Source organism: Pseudomonas fragi (genome assembly GCF_002269505.1).
GTDB classification, from domain to species: domain Bacteria; phylum Pseudomonadota; class Gammaproteobacteria; order Pseudomonadales; family Pseudomonadaceae; genus Aquipseudomonas; species Aquipseudomonas fragi_D.
This window is the reverse complement of sequence record NZ_NQKQ01000001.1, coordinates 116,233-136,839: the sequence shown is the minus strand read 5'-3', so window position 1 is coordinate 136,839 and position 20,607 is coordinate 116,233. Positions and strand designations below refer to the sequence as shown.

19 protein-coding genes are annotated in these 20,607 nt (G+C 59.2%); 9 read left to right on the top strand and 10 right to left on the bottom strand.

All coding sequences use genetic code 11. The features are described 5' to 3' along the window. Nucleotides 1-636 precede the first annotated feature (636 nt). From CJU81_RS00595 to CJU81_RS00585, 3 genes are all read left to right on the top strand, one after another. Nucleotides 637-1,404: an SDR family oxidoreductase gene (locus CJU81_RS00595; RefSeq protein WP_095035102.1), complete on the top strand. Its 768-nt coding sequence runs from the start codon at nucleotides 637-639 to the stop codon at nucleotides 1,402-1,404. Nucleotides 1,405-1,473: 69 nt separating this feature from the next. Continuing rightward, nucleotides 1,474-3,483: an O-linked N-acetylglucosamine transferase, SPINDLY family protein gene (locus tag CJU81_RS00590; RefSeq protein ID WP_095035101.1), complete on the top strand. Its 2,010-nt coding sequence runs from the start codon at nucleotides 1,474-1,476 to the stop codon at nucleotides 3,481-3,483. A gap of 70 nt (nucleotides 3,484-3,553) precedes the next feature. Further along, entirely contained in the window at nucleotides 3,554-4,459 is a 906-nt protein-coding gene (locus CJU81_RS00585; protein WP_095035100.1) for a cation diffusion facilitator family transporter, read from the top strand. Nucleotides 4,460-4,575: 116 nt separating this feature from the next. Here the strand turns inward: CJU81_RS00585 and CJU81_RS00580 are convergent, their stop codons facing one another. The 6 genes from CJU81_RS00580 to CJU81_RS00555 form a co-directional block, all read right to left on the bottom strand. Further along, entirely contained in the window at nucleotides 4,576-5,712 is a 1,137-nt protein-coding gene (locus tag CJU81_RS00580) for an AGE family epimerase/isomerase (protein WP_095035099.1), read from the bottom strand. Between the two features lie 62 nt (nucleotides 5,713-5,774). After that, a complete protein-coding gene (gene ureG, locus CJU81_RS00575) occupies nucleotides 5,775-6,386 on the bottom strand; it encodes an urease accessory protein UreG (RefSeq protein ID WP_095035098.1) in 612 nt (203 codons plus the stop codon). A gap of 9 nt (nucleotides 6,387-6,395) precedes the next feature. Continuing rightward, a complete protein-coding gene (locus CJU81_RS00570) occupies nucleotides 6,396-7,070 on the bottom strand; it encodes an urease accessory protein UreF (protein WP_095035097.1) in 675 nt (224 codons plus the stop codon). Next, the gene (ureE, locus tag CJU81_RS00565) at nucleotides 7,067-7,567 is read right to left on the bottom strand and encodes an urease accessory protein UreE (protein WP_095035096.1); all 501 of its coding nucleotides are present in this window, start codon (nucleotides 7,565-7,567) and stop codon (nucleotides 7,067-7,069) included. Before ureE ends, CJU81_RS00570 begins: the two co-directional genes overlap by 4 nt. Nucleotides 7,568-7,728: 161 nt before the next feature. Further along, the gene (locus tag CJU81_RS00560; protein WP_095035095.1) at nucleotides 7,729-8,361 is read right to left on the bottom strand and encodes a TetR family transcriptional regulator; all 633 of its coding nucleotides are present in this window, start codon (nucleotides 8,359-8,361) and stop codon (nucleotides 7,729-7,731) included. Between the two features lie 179 nt (nucleotides 8,362-8,540). After that, nucleotides 8,541-8,813 (bottom strand): hypothetical protein, encoded by a 273-nt coding sequence (locus CJU81_RS00555; RefSeq protein ID WP_095035094.1) that lies wholly within the window; start codon nucleotides 8,811-8,813, stop codon nucleotides 8,541-8,543. Nucleotides 8,814-9,066: 253 nt separating this feature from the next. Between CJU81_RS00555 and CJU81_RS00550 the strand changes: the two genes are divergently transcribed. Further along, nucleotides 9,067-11,133 (top strand): AsmA family protein, encoded by a 2,067-nt coding sequence (locus CJU81_RS00550; RefSeq protein ID WP_095035093.1) that lies wholly within the window; start codon nucleotides 9,067-9,069, stop codon nucleotides 11,131-11,133. 90 nt (nucleotides 11,134-11,223) lie between these two features. Here the strand turns inward: CJU81_RS00550 and CJU81_RS00545 are convergent, their stop codons facing one another. Next, nucleotides 11,224-12,099, bottom strand: a complete 876-nt coding sequence (locus tag CJU81_RS00545) for a DMT family transporter (RefSeq protein WP_095035092.1) — start codon at nucleotides 12,097-12,099, stop codon at nucleotides 11,224-11,226. 97 nt (nucleotides 12,100-12,196) lie between these two features. Between CJU81_RS00545 and CJU81_RS00540 the strand changes: the two genes are divergently transcribed. The 3 genes from CJU81_RS00540 (at nucleotide 12,197) to CJU81_RS00530 (ending at nucleotide 14,584) form a co-directional block, all read left to right on the top strand. Further along, nucleotides 12,197-12,982 (top strand): AraC family transcriptional regulator, encoded by a 786-nt coding sequence (locus CJU81_RS00540; RefSeq protein WP_095035091.1) that lies wholly within the window; start codon nucleotides 12,197-12,199, stop codon nucleotides 12,980-12,982. A 63-nt stretch (nucleotides 12,983-13,045) separates the two neighbouring features. After that, entirely contained in the window at nucleotides 13,046-13,327 is a 282-nt protein-coding gene (locus CJU81_RS00535) for a PsiF family protein (protein ID WP_016783345.1), read from the top strand. A gap of 246 nt (nucleotides 13,328-13,573) precedes the next feature. Continuing rightward, nucleotides 13,574-14,584 carry an AI-2E family transporter gene (locus CJU81_RS00530; protein WP_095030477.1) on the top strand — a complete coding sequence of 337 codons (1,011 nt, stop codon included), beginning with the start codon at nucleotides 13,574-13,576 and terminating at the stop codon, nucleotides 14,582-14,584. A 119-nt stretch (nucleotides 14,585-14,703) separates the two neighbouring features. On the opposite strand, the gene CJU81_RS00525 is transcribed toward CJU81_RS00530, so the two are convergent. After that, nucleotides 14,704-15,969: an Hsp70 family protein gene (locus CJU81_RS00525; RefSeq protein ID WP_095035090.1), complete on the bottom strand. Its 1,266-nt coding sequence runs from the start codon at nucleotides 15,967-15,969 to the stop codon at nucleotides 14,704-14,706. Between the two features lie 291 nt (nucleotides 15,970-16,260). Here CJU81_RS00525 and cbpA point away from each other — a divergent pair, with 291 nt between their 5' ends. Beyond that, complete coding sequence (gene cbpA / locus CJU81_RS00520) at nucleotides 16,261-17,172, top strand: curved DNA-binding protein (RefSeq protein WP_016783348.1); 912 nt, start codon at nucleotides 16,261-16,263, stop codon at nucleotides 17,170-17,172. Between the two features lie 2 nt (nucleotides 17,173-17,174). Continuing rightward, entirely contained in the window at nucleotides 17,175-17,480 is a 306-nt protein-coding gene (locus tag CJU81_RS00515) for a chaperone modulator CbpM (protein WP_095035089.1), read from the top strand. Nucleotides 17,481-17,588: 108 nt separating this feature from the next. Here CJU81_RS00515 and CJU81_RS00510 read toward each other — a convergent pair whose 3' ends face one another. Then, nucleotides 17,589-18,731 (bottom strand): sensor histidine kinase, encoded by a 1,143-nt coding sequence (locus tag CJU81_RS00510; RefSeq protein ID WP_095035088.1) that lies wholly within the window; start codon nucleotides 18,729-18,731, stop codon nucleotides 17,589-17,591. Nucleotides 18,732-18,835: 104 nt separating this feature from the next. Beyond that, nucleotides 18,836-20,536, bottom strand: coding sequence for an urease subunit alpha (gene ureC, locus CJU81_RS00505; protein WP_095035087.1), 1,701 nt, complete (start codon nucleotides 20,534-20,536; stop codon nucleotides 18,836-18,838). Between the last annotated feature and the right edge of the window lie 71 nt (nucleotides 20,537-20,607).

The window sequence follows — 20,607 nt, the reverse complement described above, 5'->3', positions numbered from 1 at the left end:
CTGTGAAACCGCGACATAAAGCCGCTGTAATTCCCTGTTTTGTCATCATTTTGACTTGTCCCCGTTTGCTGTGGAGGTGGCTGTGGGTAACGTGGGAGTAGTTGGCTGTAGCCCTTTATTTACGGGCTGTCCAGCGTGTTGGTTATTTTTCGATCAGTGGTTTTAGCTTGCCTGACCCGAAGATTTGTCAACAGGTTTGTTCGGTTATTAAGAGCCGCTGGAAATAATGACTAACCTGTGGATAAGTCTGTGGTTAAACTCTGGAAAGAATGCCCCAGGCGGCGTAATTACTGGCTTCTGCCTATCTGCCAGGTTTCCCAAGGTTGCACCTTTTTGGGGCGCCTGCATGTGGGGTGTGCCGCGGTCAAGTTAAAAACACTGTGGTGTGGCTTCAACCCCTTGTAGCTCGTGGCTTTGAACACTTTCGACTTACACCCAAAGACTGTGGACGGGCCTGTGGATAAGGTGAGTGCATATGGCTCAAGCCCTTATGTGTCGTGGCTTGCAGGCGATTGGTTGTTTTTTGTACAGGTCTGTTGTTGAAAACACCGCAGGTTGCTGCTGAACGCGAGGCGGGGCATTCTGCTCAACGTCCAATTCAACGGCGGCCGATGCCCGCCAGCCAAGGAGAACACGATGACTTCCACCCTGTTTATTACGGGCGCGACTTCCGGATTTGGTGAAGCATGTGCGCGCAAGTTTGCACAGGCAGGCTGGAAACTGGTGCTGACGGGTCGACGCGAAGATCGTTTGAAAGCACTGTGCGAAGAGTTGTCCAAGCAGACTGAAGTACAGGGTCTGGTGGTGGACGTGCGCGATCGTGCGGCAATGGAAGCGGCGATTGCCGGTTTGCCGCCTTCGTTCAGCAAGCTGCGTGGCCTGATCAACAATGCTGGCCTGGCGCTTGGCACTGATCCAGCGCCCAAGTGCGACCTCGACGACTGGGAAACCATGGTCGATACCAATATCAAAGGCCTGCTCTATACCACCCGTCTGCTGTTGCCACGGCTGATTGCCTACGGCCGCGGTGCCGGGATCGTTAACCTGGGTTCCATCGCGGGTAGTTATCCATACCCGGGCAGCCATGTGTATGGCGGTACCAAGGCATTTGTAAAACAGTTCTCCCTGAACCTGCGCTGCGACTTGCAGGGCACCGGGGTGCGCGTCAGCAACGTTGAGCCGGGCCTGTGCGAGAGCGAGTTCTCGATGGTGCGCTTTGGTGGCGACAAGGCCCGTTACGATGCGACCTACCAGGGTGCTGAGCCGATTCAGCCCCAGGACATCGCCGAGACCATTTTCTGGGTGCTCAACACCCCGGCCCACATCAACATCAACCGCCTTGAGCTGATGCCTGTCACGCAGTCCTGGAGCGGTTTTGCCATCGAACGTCACGCCAAAGAATAAATCCGGGGCAGGGGCGCGCACTGGCGCCTATTCTGATAAGGCAGTCCTGATGATCCGGATCGGAAGGTCATGAGCAAAAAAGCGTCCACCGTGTTTGATGTGCAACCGATAGTCAGCGCGCTGGGCTGTGGCAATGCGGTGCTGGGTGAGCTTCTGGCGAGAAAGGCTCTCAAGAAGCACCCGCGCAACCCCGAGGTGCTGCATTTGTGCGGCGTGGCCTGTCTGATGAAGGGCAAGGCCGAGCAAGCGCAGCAATTGATCCTCAGCGCGTTGATGCTGCGCAGAACAGATGGCGCCTACTGGCTAAATCTCGCCTTGGCCCGGCAGCAACTGGGCAACGAGGATGATGCCGGGACGGCCTTTCGTCAGTGCCTGTTGTTGCAGCCTGATAACCCTCAGGCTGCCAATAACCTGGGCAATATTTTGAAGCTCCAGGCACGTTTCGCTGAAGCCGAAGCGCTTTATCGGCAGGCCATTGATAAAAACCCCGCTTACAGCCTCGCTTACCTGAGCTTGGGCAACTTGCTGTGTGATCTGCGTAGAAGCGAAGAGGCTATCCAGATTTTGCAGCAGGCGGTCGCCCGGTTCCCGAACTCCGCGCCCATCGGAGGGGCGCTGGGCCAGGCGCTGGAGAACCGCAAGCGCTTTGTCGAAGCTGCCCGGGAGTACAAACGGGCACACCAGTGGAATGGTCTACAGCGCATGCTGCGCACCCTCTGCGACTGGAGTGAACTTGCGACGGTGGATGAGGCCTTGTTGAAGCGTTTCAACCAGGACTCACAGTATCACCCCAGCCCCTGGGGGCTTATTTTGCTGCCTGGTCTGAGTCCACGCCTGCATCTTGAAGCCGGGCGCCGCTATGCCGAGCACTTCTGGGGCAAGTATCTGACGCGCACTCCCCTGGCGCAGGAGCCCGTACAAGAGGGGCGGCTGCGCATCGGTTACTTGTCCTGCGACTTTTACGATCACGCTACCCTGCATCTGCTGATGGGCGTGCTGGAGCGCCATGACCCTGCGCGGGTGGATGTACAGTTGTTCGATATCAGTCCCGTGCGGGATGACGTCTACACGTGTCGGCTGGCCGCCACGGGGCTGCCCCGACATGATCTGAGCGAGCTGAGCGACGAGGGCGCCGCACAGCTGATTGCCGGGCAGCGTCTGCATATACTGGTCGACCTCAAAGGCTTCACCACCGGTGCGCGACTGGGTATCAGTGCCCGTCGCCCCGCCCCGGTCATTGTCAGTTGGCTGGGCTACCCGGGCAGTCTGGGGCATCCAGGGTTGGCTGATTACCTGTTGGGAGACCCGGTAGTAACGCCGCCAGAGCATGCCGGCCATTACAGCGAGACTCTGGCGTTATTGCCCGACTGCTACCAACCCAATGATCGTCATCGTGCCCAAGGCAAACTGGATAGCCGCCGTGATGCGGGCTTGCCGGAAACCGGTCTGGTGTTTTGCAGCTTTAACCAGTTACTCAAACTAAACCCGCGGCAACTGGATCTCTGGTGCCGGCTTTTGAGGGAGGTGCCTGGCAGTTTGCTTTGGTTGCTCGATCCCGAAGATGACAGTGCCCGCACCAACGTCATTGCCGAAGTCCAGCGCCGAAGCATATCCGCTGAACGCCTGATCTTTGCTCCACGGCTCAGACAGGACCTGCATCTGGCGCGCCTTGGCTTGGCCGATATTGCGCTGGACAGCTTCCCCTGTACTTCCCACACCACGGCCAGCGATGTCCTTTGGGCCGGAGTACCATTGCTGACCCGGTCAGGTGAGACATTTGCCAGCCGGGTTGCCGCCAGTTTGTTGCACACCCATGGCTTTGATGACCTGGTGGCGGTCGATGACGAGGATTACGTTGCAAAAGTGCGGACACTGGCCAGTTCGCCTGAGCGCCGTGCAGAGTTGCGCCAGCGACTGGAACGGGCCCGGTTGAGTTCGCCACTGTTCGACACCGTAGCGTTCACCCGAAACCTGGAAGCTCTGTTTGACGCTATATGGCGCCATCACCAGCATGCCCCCGACAACCGTGAACCTGTCAAGGCAGCGGTTTTCCCCAGCGAACCCCCGGCCAAGGAGTAAACTCACCCCTGGCAGCCCACCTGCGACCTCCTGAGGGGGTCGCTTTCAATGGGGCTGAAAAGGAGTTTTTGTGAGTAACCGTGGTGAGCAGCAACTGCTCAAACAATCGACCGTTCTAATGTTCGCGGTAGCCATTGCCGGCATCGTGACGGGTTTTATTTCGGGTTCCGAATCCATCATGTTCGATGGTTTTTTCTCTTTGATCGCGACTTTCATCAAAGTGCTGATGCTGATCACGGCGCAGTTGATCGCCAAGGAAAGCAACCAGCGCTTCCAGTTCGGTTTCTGGCACCTTGAGCCGATGGTGCTGCTGATTGAAGGCAGCTTCCTGTTGTTGATTGCGATCTACGCCTTTCTCAATGGCGTGTTCGGCATCATCAATGGTGGGCGCGATATCGAATTGGGGCTGGTGATCGTCTACGCAGCGGTGTTTACCGTTGTTGAATTTGCCTACTACTTCTGGGTAAGGCGCAAGAACCGCAAGCTCAAATCAACCTTGATCCAGTTCGACAACGTCAGCTGGCTGGTGGACGCCATGTTGTCGGTGGGGCTGTTGATAAGTTTCATCACGGCGTTGCTGTTGAAGCAGCAGGGTTATGCACAGTGGGCGGCTTATGTTGACCCGGCGATCCTGATTTTGCTGGCCCTGAGCATGCTTGCTCCGGCATTCAAGATTCTCAAACCGGCCTTGCGTGATGTGCTCGGGATAGTCCCGGATGCGCTGGATGACAAGGTGCGTGATGTGCTGGAAGAAATGTCGGCGCGGCATGGTTTTGAAGGGTACAAAACCTATGTGCAAAAGCACGGGCGGGCACGTTTTATCGAGATTCATATCGTGTTGCCGGCGGGTTATCCACTGAGCAGCGTGAAGACCCTTGATGCGCTGCGCGAAGAGATCTCTGGGTTGCTGGGTGCAGCGGACAGTGCGCGTTGGTTGACCATCAGCTTTACCGGTGATCGTAAGTGGATTGCGTAACTCAAGGCCAGTGACTTTTTGTGGGAGCGGGCTTGCTCGCGATTCAGGCGCCGCGGTTCTACAGGCGAACCGCGCTGATACCATCGCGAGCAAGCCCGCTCCCACAGGAGGAGGTGTCAGTTATTGAAGTACTGCGCCAACCCGCTGTAGCACGTCGCCAGGTGATAAGGCGTGGTCGACGGCATATCTTCGCGGCTGACTTTGCCCGCACCATCACGGCATTCATACCAGCCACCGGCATGCAAAAAGCGCTGCTGCAACGCCAGCAATTGGCGTTGCACTTGCGCCTGGCTGTTCGGGCGCAAGGTCAGGGCACGCAAGTATTCAGCTTGGGCCCAGATGCGCTGGGTGCCATCGCGCAGGCTGCCATCGGCGGCCAGCATGCCGCACACCGCACCGCTTTGCGGGTCTACGCCCACCTGCTCGGCAAACCCGAACGCCCGCTCCAGTGAACCGTGCAACGGCGTCTGGCGCAGCAGTGGCGAAGACTCCAGCAAAAAGAACCATTCGAACTGATGCCCCGGTTCAAACCAGTTATCCACAGCTCCAAGCGGTTTTTCCAGCATGACGTTATGCACAGGCTCGATAAAGCGCTGCTGCATACCCTCGGCCAGGGCCAGCAAGGCCGCCTGCACCGGCGCATCGTCACGTACCGACAAAGTAGCCAGGAACGCCTCGGCCAAGTGCATCAACGGGTTTTGCAGCGGGCCGCTACCCAGGGACGACCAATTGCGCTCCAGGCTGGCTTCATACAAGCCGTTGCCATCACTGAAACGGTCAGCCACCACTTCCAGCGCGCCATTGAGCGCCGAGGCCACCAGTGGCTCGCGCACTTTGGCCCAGTAATGGGCGCAGGCAAAGATGATGAAGGCGTGGGTGTAGAGGTCTTTGCGTTGATCCAGCGGCGCGCCATCGGGGCCGATGCTGTAGAACCAGCCACCGTGTTCGGCGTCATGAAAGTGCTGGTGCAGCGAGCGGAACAGTTCAGCGGCGCGTTCGGCGGCGCCGGGGAACGCCGGGTCGTCGATCAGGCTGGCGAACAGGTAAAGCTGACGCGCGCAGGCCATTGCCCGGTAGCGCTGGGGTGGTAGTGGTTGATGCGCGGGGCTCAAGGCCTCATAGGGCAGCGCCAGTTCGGCATTCCAGCCGGGGCCTTGCCAGAGGGGCACGATGACCTGGCGAAAATGCTGCTGTACTGCCGCAAATTGGGCGGTCAGTTCAAGCGGGAAGTCGGAGCTGGCTACATCAGGCATCGGTGGGTGTCGTCACGGCTGGGGCGATTGCGCGACATGATACACCCACAGATGATTGATCGTTACTGGACCAGCAGCCCCTGCTTTTCAATAAACGCCACGATGGTGTCCAGGCCATGTCCGGTCTTCTGGTTGCTGAACACAAAGGATTTTTCACCGCGCATGCGTTTGGTGTCGCTGTCCATTAGTTCCAGCGATGCGCCCACCAGTGGCGCAAGGTCGATTTTGTTGATCACCAGCAGATCTGATTTGCAGATCCCCGGTCCGCCCTTGCGCGGTAACTTGTCCCCGGCGGACACGTCGATCACGTAGATCGTCAGGTCGGACAGCTCCGGGCTGAAAGTGGCCGACAAGTTATCCCCACCCGATTCCACCAGAATCAGGTCCAGCCCCGGAAAACGACGGTTCAACTGGTCCACCGCTTCCAGGTTGATCGAGGCATCTTCGCGAATCGCCGTGTGCGGGCAGCCGCCGGTTTCCACGCCAATGATCCGCTCCGGTGCCAGTGCTTCGTTGCGCACCAGAAAATCGGCATCTTCACGGGTGTAAATATCGTTGGTGACGACGGCCAGGTTGTACTTTTCCCGCAGCGCCAGGCACAGGGCCAGGGTGAGCGCAGTTTTGCCGGAGCCCACCGGGCCACCGATGCCAACACGCAAAGGCTGTGTGTTCATTGCTTACTCCTAGGAACGAAACAGGCGGCTGTACTGGCGCTCGTGGGCCATGCTCGCCAAAGACAGGCCGAAAGCGGCACTGCCAATGTGGGATAAGTTAAGGGTGCTGGCATGTTGCTGGGCCTGCTGCAAGGCGGGCGATAACTCGCTGGTCATGCGTTGGGCCGCTTGCTGGCCCAGGGGCAGGGTTTTCATCAGCACTGCCAATTGGTTTTCCAGCCAGCTCCAGAGCCAGGCGGCCAGTGCGTCCTGCGGGTCGATGCCCCAGGCGCGGGCGGCCAATGCCCAGCCCAGCGCCAGATGGGGCTCGAATTGTTGTGCGAGAAACAGGCGAGCGGGCTCGTCCAGTTCCGGTAAGCCGGTGAGCAACTGTTGCAGGGAGTAGCCCATTTGCCGGCTTTCCTGATGCAGCTCGCGGGTTTCACGGCTGGCGCGATGTTCGTCACACAACCGCTGCAAGGCGTTCCAGTCCTGATCCGCGGCGGCCTGACAGTGGGCGAGCAACAAGGGCGCTTCGAAACGAGCGAGGTTGAGCAGCAGTTGATCGCGAATCCAGCGCGCAGCCGTGGCCGGGTCAGCCACGCGACCATTGTCGACAGCCATCTCCAGCCCTTGTGAGTAGCTGTAGCCGCCAATGGGCAGCTGCGGGCTGGCCAGGCGCAACAGCGCCCAGGCCGGATTCACAAGCGCACACCAAATTGATGCAGCTTCGGGGCGTAGTTGAAGTCTTCCTCGCCTGCGCGCGAGTGATGATGGCCACCGCCATAGGCACCGTGCTCGGGCTGAAATGGCGCTTCGATGGCCTCGGTGAATGCGCCCAGTTGCTCCAGCATGGCCTTGAGCACGTAGTCATCGAGCAGGCGCAACCAGCCATCACCCACTTGCAGGGCCACGTGGCGGTTACCCAGGTGATAGGCCGCGCGGGTCAGCTCAAAGGCGTTGCAACAGGTGACATGCAGGAGCTTTTCGGGGCTGGCGCAGACCCGCACGATACGTCCGTCCTGGGCTTGCAGGCATTCGCCGTCATGCAAGGGGGGCTGGCCGCGTTCAAGGAACAGGCCGACGTCTTCGCCGCTGCTGCTGAAACAACGCAGGCGGCTTTTGCTCCGTGCTTCGAAGTTCAGGTGTAACTCGGCGCTCCACACGGGGTGGGACTGGACTCTGCGATGAATCACCAGCATCGGAAGGCTTCCTGCAATGGACATTACTCCAACCACAGCAAGGGGCTTGCCAACCTGATTGGAGGCCGCAAATTTAGGCCCAAAAAGGGTGCAAGAAGATGAAAACGTTCTAAATAAGTGCGCAATCAGCACTATGGTGCACCAACGAGGTGCGCCCTGGATTACTCGGTACTGCCCAGGCCTTTCCAGTGCTTGAGCCCGATAAAGATAAAGCGTAGTTGCTGACTGATCTTGGCCTGGGGCTGCAGATGATCGGGCAGCGAGTCTGCAGGCGGATCAATCACGTCGGGCAGGGCGGCAAACACGCTTTTGACCACCAGGTCGGCGATCACGGTCAGGCCGGCATGGTCCAGGTGCTGCAATTTTGGCTTGGAGCCAAGATCTGCCGCCAGATCCGAGGTGATGTCTTCGCGTAGCGCGCCAATAGCCTGTCGCACTGGTTGCGAGCCGCCGTATTGCTCGCGGGCCAGAAACAGGAACTGCGAGCGGTTGGCTTCTACCACGTCGAGAAAGATACGCACCGAAGCGTTGATCACACCGCCCATGAACAGTTCGTTATGCCGCACCAGGCGAATGGTTTCGCGAAAGGTCTGGCCGACTTCACTGACCAGGGCCAGGCCCAGCTGGTCCATGTCGCTGAAGTGGCGATAAAACCCGGTTGGCACGATGCCTGCGGTTTTTGCGACTTCGCGCAGGCTCAGGCTGCCAAAGCCGCGACCCGATTCCATCAAGTGGCGGGCAGCATCCATCAGCGCAAGGCGGGTTTGTTGTTTCTGTTCGGCGCGAGGCAGCATCGGGGCTGGTATTCCAGACAAGTACAGCGGCGCACTCTAGCAAATCGGCTTTGATGACGTCGAACGGTGTACTGCACAAATGTGGGGGCAGGCTTGCTCGCGATGCAGACGACGCGGTCTATCGGGCTATCGGCGGGGATCCTTTCGCGAGCAAGCCCGCTCCCACACAAGCCAATGGCTTAGCTCGCATGCTTGTTGCGCTCGGCCAGACGATCAGCGCCACCTTCGGCGACAAACTGGCTGCCCTGGGTGCGGTCGTAGCCATCTTCGGCATAGCTGTTTTGCTGGTCCAGGGTACGTTGCGCGCCGTCTTCGACAACCGGGTTGAGCGGCTGGCTCAAGGTGCTCGATGCGGGTTGCACCATCGGGGTCGGCTCTTCATCGGCAGGCATGGCGAAGGCGTTGAAAGCCATAAGGGAAAGGGAAAGACCAAACAGTACTGGGCGTTTCATGGTGTGTGCTCCGTAGCAATGCAACTAGGTAGGTGTGGTGGCAATGCTACGCTTGGCTGCCGGATATCAAAGTTCATACGGCCAATGGTGATAATCAACAGAATTGATTGTTCAGGCCGGGAGGCTCTAGGCTGAGGCTCTTGAAATTTTTTATACGAAAGCCGTACCGGGGTTAAACCTTCCGGCGTCTTTGCCAGTCGTACATTTATGGCGTCGTAACTGGGACGTTCTGTGGAATTCAAGGAGCCGTGACATGACGCGCACCCGTAAGACCCTTGCTTGGGCTGGCGGTATTTTCGTTCTGCTGGTGGCCGTGCTGGTGGTGATCCTCGCTACCTTCGACTGGAACCGCATCAAGCCGACCATCAACACGCAGGTGTCCGAGATTCTCCATCGCCCGTTTGCCATTAATGGTGATCTGGCCGTGCGCTGGCAGCGTGAAGAGGACGAGGGCGGCTGGCGGGCCTGGGTGCCGTGGCCCCATGTGATTGCTCATGACCTGACCCTGGGCAACCCGGAGTGGTCCAAGACGCCGCAAATGGCCAGCCTGAAAAAGGTCGAGCTGCGCCTGTCGCCGCTGGCCCTGCTGACCCGGACCGTGGACATTCCGCGCATCAACCTGACCGAACCCAGCGCCAGTCTTGAGCGACTGGCCGATGGCCGGGCGAACTGGACCTTTACTTTCGACCCCAAGGACCCGAACGCCGAGCCTTCGGCCTGGACGGTGGACATCGGTGCCATCGGTTTCGACAAGGGCCATGTGACCCTCAATGACCAGACCCTGAAAACCCAATTGGACGTGCTGATCGATTCGCTGGGCAAACCCATCCCGTTCAGCGAGATCGTCGGCGAAGTAGACGCGAAAAAGGCCCTGGAGAAAGGCAGCAAGCCTCAGGACTACGCCTTCGCCCTCAAGGTCAAAGGTCAGTACCACGGTCAGAAACTCAACGGCAGCGGCAAAATTGGCGGCCTGCTGGCATTGCAGGACGCCACCCGGCCTTTCCCGTTGCAAGCCAAGGTCAGCATTGCCGACAGCCATGTCGAGCTCGCCGGGACCTTGACCGATCCGCTCAATCTGGGCGCTCTGGACCTGCGCCTAAAGCTGTCCGGCACCAGCTTGAGCAACCTTTATCCGTTGACTGGCGTGACCTTGCCGGATTCGCCGCCGTACTCCACTGATGGCCATCTGACCGCCAAACTGCGTGAAGCCAGTGGCGCGACCTTCAGCTATGAAAACTTTAACGGCAAAATCGGCAGCAGTGACATTCACGGCGACCTCAAATACGTGGCCAGCCAGCCGCGGCCCAAATTGAGCGGCAAGCTTGTGTCCAACCAGTTGCTGATGGCTGACCTGGCGCCCTTGATCGGTGCTGATTCCAACACCCAGCAAAAGGCCCGAGGCGGCGAGAGCAAGCAGCCCGCGGGCAAAGTGCTGCCGGTGGAAGAGTTCCGTACCGAGCGCTGGCGCGACATGGACGCCGATGTCGAACTCACCGGCAAGCGTATCGTGCAGAGCGCCGAGCTGCCGTTCACCGACCTCTACACCCATGTGGTGCTCAATGATGGCGAACTGAGCCTGGAGCCGCTGCGCTTTGGCGTGGCAGGCGGCAAGCTGGATGCGCAGATTCGTCTCAACGGCCGGGCTGCACCCTTGAAAGGCAGCGCCAAACTGACGGCGCGCAACTTCAAGCTCAAGCAACTGTTCCCGACGTTTGAACCGATGAAAACCAGCTTTGGTGAACTCAACGGCGATGCCACGATTGCAGGCACTGGCAATTCGGTCGCCAAGTTGCTGGGTACCGCCAATGGTGATTTGAAGATGATCATCAATGACGGCGCTATCAGCCGCAGCTTGATGGAAATTGCCGGTTTGAACGTAGGCAACTACGTTGTGGGCAAAATTTTTGGCGATGAAGACGTCAAGATCAACTGTGCGGCGGCAGATCTGGGGATCAAGAACGGGCTGGCCAGCACCCGCTTGTTTGTATTCGATACCGAGAACGCGATTATCTACGTCGACGGAACGGTCAACCTGGCCACCGAACAGCTTGATCTGAAAATCACGCCTGAGTCCAAGGGCCTGCGCCTGTTTTCGCTGCGTTCGCCGCTGTACGTGCGCGGTACCTTTGCCAACCCGTCAGCGGGTGTTCAAGCCGTGCCGCTGTTGTTGCGCGGCGCCGGCATGGTGGCGCTGGGTGTGATTGCAGGGCCGGCGGCAGGGCTGCTGGCGTTGGTTGCGCCGAGCGGTGGCGAACCCAACCAGTGCGCACCGCTGCTGCAACAAATGCAGCAGGGCAAAGTGCCTAAGACGGTGAAGTAGATCAAAAGCCCCTCACCCTAGCCCTCTCCCTGCGAAGGCTTGAGCCGGACATCGAAAGTGGACAGGGAGAGGGCTGGGCTAAGGGCTAAATCACGCCGCCCGCAACGGCGTAGTCCAGCGCTCCGACAGAATCACCCCGCCCAGAGTCAGCGCCCCGCCAATCAGGTGGTAGGCATGTAACTGCTCTTTGAGCACCACAGCTGCGATCAGCGCAGTAATCAACGGCAGCAGGTTGAAAAACAGCGTGGTACGGCTCGGGCCCAGCGTGGCCACGGCTTTCATCCAGGCCAGCGGTGCGATCATCGACGCCAGCACACAGGCGTAAAGCACCAGCCCGATGTTATGCACCGTTGGCCCGACCTTTGGTGAAGCCAGATACAGCGGAAACAACACCACAATCGCCACCAGCACCTGCATGTACAGCATCTGCAGCGGTGGCAGGCGCAATTGCCACTTTTTCAGCAAGGTGCTGTAAATCGCATAAGCCAGGGTGGCGACCAACATCATGGCGTCACCCAGGTTCAGGCCGTGATCGAGCAAGGCCGTAAGGCTGCCGCTGGAGACCACCACCAGCACCCCGACAAACGACAGGATGGCGCCCACCAGGGCTCCTGCGGTCAGGCGTTGGCCCAGGCTGATAATCGACATGGTCAGTACCATCAGCGGCATCAATGACAGGATGATGCCCATGTTGGTCGCCGAGGTGCGCGCGGCTGCGTAGTAGGCCAGGCTTTGATAGACCGCCATGCCCAGCACGCCCAGGATGAAAATCTTGCCCAGGTTGGGGCGGATAACTGACCAGTTGGCCATCACCGGCTTGAGCATGAAGGGGGTAAACAGCAGGCCTGCCAGCAGCCAGCGATAAAAGCCGATCTCGGACGGGAAGATTGCTCCTACCGCCAATTTGTTGATTACGGTATTGCCGGCCCAGATAAAAATGGCCAGTAGCGGGTAAGCGTATTGCATCAGTGACAACCACAGGGTTAATGAGCCGCGATTATCCGCCTGTCTGTCTGCAAGCCTATACTTCGATCCAGCCAACCTCACTCCGAATCCAGACAGCATGCGCAAGAATCTGATCAGCGTTCCCGAATTTGATGGCTTGCCGGCGCCGGTTTACTTTCGCTATGCCGAGATCGAAGCCCACAGCCATGCCGTCCCCCATACACATGCCTGGGGGTCGCTGGACTACGTGGCTCACGGCGTGATGCGCTTTGAAGTCGGTGGGCAGCGTTTTATGTCCCCGCCACAGTACGCACTCTGGGTGCCGCCCAACACCGAGCACAGTGCCTACAACGCCCAGGCGATTGTTTACCGTTCGGTGTATCTGGATGCCGTGCACTGTCAGCATTTGCCGAGCACTCCGGTCACCCTGGCCATCAGCGATATTTTGAAGGCGATCCTCAGCGACTTTGCCCGCCGCGATATCAATATCCCGCGCAGCGAAGCGGATATCAGGCTGGCCCAGGTGCTGGTCGATCAGTTGCGCCAGGCACCGGTGCATCAGTGCTTCTTGCCTTATGCCAGCCATCCGGGCCTGCTGCTGGTGCTGGAAGCGCTGCAACAGGCCCCGGGTGATAACCGCCCGTTGGGGCAGTGGGCGCAACAGGTGCATGTCAGCGAACGTACATTGGCGCGGCTATTTGTGCGGGAGCTGGGCATGAGCTTTGGCGAGTGGCGCCAGCGCCTGCGGTTTCTGGCGGCGATCGAGGCGCTGGAGTCGGCGCGCAGCGTGCAGGAAGTGGGCTTCGACCTGGGTTACAGCACCTCTTCGGCGTTTATCGCAATGTTCCAGCGTCAGGCTGGATGTACCCCGGAGCAGTATCGCCGGCAGGCGCGGGTGCTGTAACAAAGTTTGTCTACACTTCAGGGAACCGCGCGCCCGTTGGTGCGCAAACAAGGAGAAAACTCCATGAAGATGCTGCGTGTTCCTCTGCTGATGATCGGTCTGCTCCTGTGTTCCCAGGGCTTTGCGGCCACGGCCCAACAGAACAAAATGACCACCTGCAACGCCGACGCCAGTGCCAAGACCCTCAAGGGCGATGAGCGCAAAGCTTTTATGAGTACCTGCCTCAAGGCTAAACCGGCTACCCAGCAGGACAAGATGAAAACCTGCAATGCCACCGCCGGCACCCAGGCCCTCAAGGGCGATGCGCGCAAAGCCTTTATGAGCGATTGCCTGAAGAAAAAATGATCTGTAGTCGCTGAGGAGCGAAGCGAGGCTGCGATCGGCGACGTAGTCGTCGTAAATACTGCCACCCGGTTCTTCAGTTATACCGAGCCCTGCGGGTTTACGAGGACGATGTCCTCGACCGCAGCCTCGCTTCGCTCCTCAGCGGCTACAAGTCGGGGTATTCCCCCCGCCAGTCACAAATTCTAGTGCTTGCAGCTGAAGGCTGGCAGACTGTTTGTCCTTTCACGCTGTCAGTTTTGAGGCTGTATGCCATCGTTTTCTCAGCGTCACATCGTATTGGCCAGCTACATCATTATTGCTGGCGGCCTGCTATTGGTTTTCCCGTTGCGTTTGTTGCCCAGCCTGCTGGCCGGGTTGTTGGTGTTCGAACTGGTCAATATGCTCACCCCGCAACTGCAACGCCTGATTGCCGGGCGCCGTGCGCGCTGGCTGGCGGTGGCCTTGCTGGGCACGGTGATTGTCAGCGTGTTGGCGCTGATCTTTGCCGGAGCCATCAGTTTTTTACTGCACGAGGCGGAAAACCCCGGCGCTTCGCTGAATAAATTCATGGTGGTGGTCGACCGGGCGCGCGGGCAGTTACCGCCGTTTCTGGACAGCTACCTGCCGGCCAGCGCCGCCGAGTTTCGGATCGCTATCGGCGAGTGGATGAACAAACACCTCAGCGACCTGCAACTGGTGGGCAAAGATGCCGCCCATATGTTCGTGACCCTGCTGATCGGCATGGTGCTGGGCGCGATCATTGCCTTGCAGCGCATCCCTGATATCAGCCGGCGCAAGCCGCTGTCGGCGGCACTGTTCGAGCGTCTGCACCTGCTGGTCCAGGCCTTTCGCAATATCGTCTTTGCGCAAATCAAGATCGCGCTGCTCAACACGGCGTTTACCGGGATCTTTCTGGCTGTGGTCCTGCCGCTGCTGGGCGTGCATCTGCCGCTGACCAAGACCCTGATCGTGCTGACCTTTTTACTGGGCTTGCTACCGGTAATCGGCAACCTGATTTCCAACACCCTGATTACTATCGTCGGCTTGTCGCTGTCGATCTGGGTGGCGATAGGGGCGCTGGGTTACCTGATTGTTATCCACAAGCTGGAATACTTCCTCAATGCCAAGATCGTCGGCGGGCAAATCAGTGCCAAATCGTGGGAGCTGCTTCTGGCGATGCTGGTATTTGAAGCAGCCTTCGGCCTGCCGGGCGTGGTGGCAGGGCCGATCTACTATGCGTATTTGAAGAGTGAACTGAAGCAGGTGGGGTTGGTGTAGGCGCTCCAACGCACGTTGTAGTCGCTGCCGCAGGCTGCGAAGGGTTGCTTGGCAACCCGTTTCTCGAAAACCTGGCGGACCTCTTTCGCAGCCTGCGGCAGCGACTACAGGGTTTGGTATCAGCCGTAACGCTTTTTAGCCTCAATCGCCAAACCGCTGCCGATGCTGCCGAAGATATTGCCTTCCACATGCTGCGCATTCGGCAACATGGCCGAGACGCTCTGGCGCAAGGCCGGAATCCCGCTTGAACCACCGGTGAAGAACACCGTATCCACCTGCTCGACACCCACGCCGGCATTGCCCAGCAATTGCGTCACGCTGTTGCGGATGCGCTCCAGCTGGTTGTCGATCGACTCTTCAAACATCGCCCGGCTCAGGTCCACGCTCAAACCCGCTTCAACGCGGTCCAGCAGCAAGTGACGGCTGTCGTTGTGGGTCAGCTCGATCTTGGTCTGTTCGATTTCCATCGCCAGCCAGTGACCGGCACGCTGCTCGATCAGTTTGAACAGGCGGTCGATACCGCCGGTGTCCTCAATGTCGTAGCGCATGCTGCCCAGCGACAGCTGGGATTTTTGCGAGTACACCGAGTTGATGGTGTGCCAGGTCGCCAGGTTCATGTGATGGCTGGTCGGCATATAGGCGCCGCTTTTCATGCGGCCGCCGTAGCCGAACAATGGCATTACGCCTTGCAGGCTTAGCTGTTTGTCGAAATCGGTACCGCCAACGTGCACGCCGCCGGTGGCCAGGATGTCGTCCTGACGGTTGTCCAGACCACGGCGCTCGGGTGACAGGCGCACCAGCGAGAAGTCGGATGTACCACCGCCGATATCGACAATCAGCACCAGCTCTTCGCGCTCGATGGTGGACTCGTAGTCGAATGCTGCCGCGATCGGCTCGTACTGGAAAGACACTTCCTTGAAGCCGATGGCGCGCGCCACGTCGGTCAGGGTGTTTTCGGCTTCCTGGTCGGCCAGGGGGTCGTCATCGACGAAAAACACCGGGCGGCCCAGTACCACTTCCTCAAATTCACGACCGGCGGTCGCCTCGGCGCGTTTTTTCAGCTGGGCGATAAACAGCCCCAGCAAGTCCTTGAACGGCATGGCCGTGCCCAGAACGCTGGTGTCGTGTTTGATCAGCTTGGAACCCAGCAGGCTCTTGAGCGAGCGCATCAGGCGGCCTTCGTAGCCTTCCAGGTACTCATGCAGCGCCAGACGGCCATACACCGGGCGGCGTTCTTCCATATTGAAGAACACCACTGAGGGCAGGGTGATCTTGTCGTCCTCCAGCGCAATGAGGGTTTCCACGCCTGGACGCAGCCAGCCGACGGTGGAGTTGGACGTGCCGAAGTCGATACCGCAGGCACGTGCTGGAGAGGCGCTTTTCATGTCTTTCGTGTTCCGGTTAAAAAACGGCCGCGCAGTGTATGCCAGACCGCCACAGAATCGAAGCACGACTAATCGTTAAATCGCAGGTTTTAATCCACTTGAAAGACTATCCTTCATCCCCAAACTTCCAGTCATTGGCTTGGTAGTTGGCAGGCGATTGTGTGAAGCCCGTAGGCTGCCGATAAACTTTTGCAGCGCTGTTCTTGAGATCGGTCAAACGACAGGCCGGCCAACCGGAGCATTCTGGTTGGTCGCAGCAGCGCCATATTGATAACGGATGGTGATCCTTACATGGACTTCAAAGACTATTACAAGATCCTGGGTGTCGAGCCCACGGCGGACGACAAGGCGATCAAGACCGCCTATCGCAAGCTGGCGCGCAAATATCACCCGGATGTAAGCAAGGAAAAGGACGCCGAGGCTAAGTTCAAGGACGTCAATGAAGCGTATGAAGCACTGAAAAGTGCCGATAAACGCGCTGAATACGATGAAATTCGTAAATACGGCCAGCATGGCCAGCCGTTCCAGGGCCCGCCGGGGTGGCAGGGTCATTCCAGTGGTGGCTTCGAGGATTCGGGCGATTTCTCGGACTTCTTCAGCTCGATCTTCGGTTCGCGCGGTGGTGGCTTTGGTGGGCAATCAGGCCGCAGTGCGGGTCGTCGTGGGCAGGATGTTGAAATGGAATTGCCGATTTTTCTTGAAGAAACCCTGTCGGGCGAGTCGAAGCCGATCAGCTTCCAGATTGGCGGCGTCAGCAAGACCCTGAACGTGAAGATCCCGGCCGGCGTGACCGATGGCGAGCGTATCCGCCTCAAAGGCCAGGGTGGCCCGGGCGTGGGTGGCGGGGCCAATGGTGATCTGTACCTGATTATCCGTTTTGCACCGCATCCGAAGTTTGACGTGGAAGGTCACGACCTGGTCATCACCGTGCCGCTGGCACCGTGGGAAGCTGCGTTGGGTACCAAGGTGGCGATCCCGACCCTGACCAGCAAGGTGATGATGACCATCCGCCCTGACAGCCAGAGCGGTCAGCGCATGCGTATCAAGGGCCACGGCCTGGTCGACAAGAAAGGCCAGCGTGGTGATTTGTATGCCCAATTGAAAGTGGTCATGCCGACCCATGGCGATGAAGCCACCAAAGCACTGTGGCAAGAACTCGCCGACAAAGCGGCATTTGATCCGAGAGCCCAATGGAGTAACTGATCATGAGCAGCACCCTGATCGTTCAGCTGGACATGGAAAGGTTCTGCGAAGAGGCCAATATCCCGGCCACTTACGTGATAGAGATTGTCGAACACGGAATTATCGAACCTCAGGGCCGCACGCCTGACGTGTGGCGTTTTGAAGACTACGAACTGGTTATCGCCAGGCGCGCGGCCAAGCTGCGTGATGATCTGCAGATGGAGTGGGAGGGCGTGGCGCTGGCGCTGGACCTGCTTGAAGAAGTGCAGCAGTTGCGGGCCGAAAACCAGCGCCTGAAGCAGAAGTTGGGGCGGTTTGTGACGCAATAAGGTCAGAACAGCCCTCACCCCGACCCTCTCCCGTAGGGAGAGGGAGCTGACTTGTGGCGTTACGCAAATCTGCTTTTGCCTTTAGTCCCCTCTCCCTCTGGGAGAGGGCTAGGGTGAGGGGCTGTTTCTGGGCAACACCACGGTAAACGTCGTGCCCTCGGCTTCGGTCGAGGTCACGTCAATGCTGCCTTCATGGGCGTCCACCACTTCCTTGATGATAAACAGGCCAAGCCCCAGGCTGGTCGAGGTGCCCGGCTGGCTGATGTCTTCGCTCGGGCTGCGTACCAGCGGGTCGAACAGGGTACCCAGGGCGTCTTCGGCAATGGGCATGCCCTGGTTGTGCACGCACAAGGTCACCCGGTCGGCGTCACCTGTCAGGTTAAGTGTCACCGTGCCCCGGCGGGCACCATGTTGCAGTGCATTGCCAATCAGATTTTGCAGCATCTGCCCCAGACGGCGCGGGTCCCAATGGCCCTGTACATCGCCTTCGATATGCAGCACAGGTACGCAATCCGGTTGTCCGGCGCAGGCTTCATCCAGCGCCGCCTGGCAGGCCTGGGCCATGTCCATCGGCTCGGGCTCGATTGGCAGGCTGGTGCCCAGGCGGCTGCGCACGAACTCCAGCAGGTCATTGACCATTGCGCCCATGTGCCGCGTGCCATTTTTGATGGCCAGCAGGTAAGGCCGCGCCACAGGGTCGAGGCTGGCTTTGCGTTCGAGCATTTCACTGGACATGCTCACCGCCTGCAACGGCGCCCGCAGGTCATGACCCAGGATGGCAAGGAAGATGTCGCGTGAGCGGTTGACCTGTTCGGCATAGGCCGCTGTGGACTCGGCCAGCGCCTGATCAATCGCTTCGTTGAAGCGGATCATGTCTTGCAGATGCTCGTGGGCAGGGGTCTGGATGCTGGCGACCCACAGGCGGATCACGCAGGCGCGCAAGTGACGGAACTCCGAGGTCATCTGCACCAGGTCGAAACCTACGGTATGGCGCAATTCGCCGTGGCTGGCAGCGGCTTCATCCAGTGCCGGGCTCGTCTCGGGGCCTTCACCTTCGGCCTTGGCCTGCTGCTCGCGGGCGGTCTGGGCGGTGTTCATGTCCCGCGATGCCGCCAACAGGATTTCCCGGGCATGATCGCGCAACGCCACGCTGTTCATGGATTCGGCCGCCGGAGTGATGGTTTCGGCAAACTGCTCCCATTCATCGACGATACGATCAACATTGAGCACGATGAATTCAGATAGGCCCATGGCCACGAACCTTGCTGCAAGAGCGGCTGTATTGAAAGTTGACGCATCTTAACGTCAATTACAGCTTTTCAATACAGCCGCCAATCTCTTGCAAACACGAGGCATCAGAACAAAAAGTAGCGCTGTGCCATCGGTAATACGTCAGCGGGCTCACACCACAGCAACACGCCATCGGCCTTGACCTGATAGGTCTGCGGGTCGACTTCGATCGCGGGCAGGTAGCCGTTGTGGATCAGGTCCTTTTTTTGTACATCCCGGCAGCCCTTGACCACCGCGATCTGCTTTTGCAAACCCAGCGCAGCGGGGACGCCCGCGTCAAAAGCGGCCTGGCTGATAAAGGTCAGGCAGGTGGCATGGCGCGAGCCGCCGTAGCTGGCAAACATGGGCCGGTAGTGAACCGGTTGCGGCGTCGGGATCGAGGCATTGGCATCGCCCATCAAGCTTGAGGCAATAGCCCCGCCCTTGATGATAAGGGTCGGTTTGACGCCGAAGAACGCCGGGCGCCACAGCACCAGGTCGGCCCATTTGCCGACTTCGATCGAGCCCACTTCATGGCTTACGCCGTGGGTGATCGCCGGGTTGATGGTGTATTTGGCGATATAGCGCTTGGCGCGGAAGTTGTCGTTGCCCGGTGCATCTTCAGGCAGCGGGCCGCGCTGTTTTTTCATCTTGTCGGCAGTTTGCCATGTGCGCGTGATCACTTCGCCAACCCGGCCCATGGCCTGGCTGTCGGAGCTGATCATGGAGAACGCGCCCAGGTCATGGAGGATGTCTTCGGCGGCGATGGTTTCGCGGCGGATGCGGCTTTCGGCGAAAGCCACGTCTTCGGCAATGCTCGGGTCAAGGTGATGGCAGACCATCAGCATGTCGAGGTGTTCGTCGATGGTGTTGCGGGTAAAGGGCCGCGTTGGGTTGGTGGAGCTGGGCAGCACGTTGGTCAGGCCGCAGGCCTTGATGATGTCCGGCGCATGCCCGCCACCGGCACCCTCGGTGTGATAGGTGTGGATGGTGCGGCCCTTGAAGGCGGCGAGGGTGGTCTCGACAAAGCCCGACTCATTCAGCGTGTCGCTGTGAATCGCCACTTGCACGTCATACAGGTCGGCCACGGTCAGGCAGTTGTCGATGGACGCCGGGGTGGTGCCCCAGTCTTCATGCAGCTTGAGGCCGATGGCCCCGGCTTCGACCTGTTCGATCAACGGTTGCGGCAGGCTGGCGTTGCCCTTGCCGGTAAAGCCCATGTTCATCGGGAATGAATCGGCGGCCTGGAGCATGCGTGCCATATGCCACGGCCCTGAAGTGCAGGTGGTGGCATTGGTACCGGTGGCCGGACCGGTGCCGCCGCCGATCATGGTGGTCACGCCGCTGTTGAGCGCTTCTTCGATCTGCTGCGGGCAGATGAAGTGGATATGGGTGTCGATGCCACCTGCGGTGAGGATCATGCCTTCGCCGGCGATCACTTCGGTGCTGGCGCCGATGGCGATGGTGACGTTGGGCTGGATATCCGGGTTACCGGCTTTGCCGATGGCGTGGATGCGACCGTTCTTGAGGCCCACATCGGCCTTGACGATGCCCCAGTGATCGATGATCAGTGCGTTGGTGATCAGGGTGTCGACCACCTCGCTGGCGAGCAGCTGACTTTGGCCCATACCGTCACGAATCACCTTGCCACCACCGAACTTCACTTCTTCGCCGTAGGTGGTGAAGTCGTGCTCAACTTCGATCCACAGCTCGGTGTCAGCCAAACGAACCTTGTCGCCTACGGTGGGGCCGAACATGTCGGCGTAAGCCTGACGGGAGATTTTCATGGTCGGTTCCTGTATGTGATTCACTTTGTAGTCGCTGCCGAAGGCTGCGAGCAGATGTGTAAGGGGTTCGG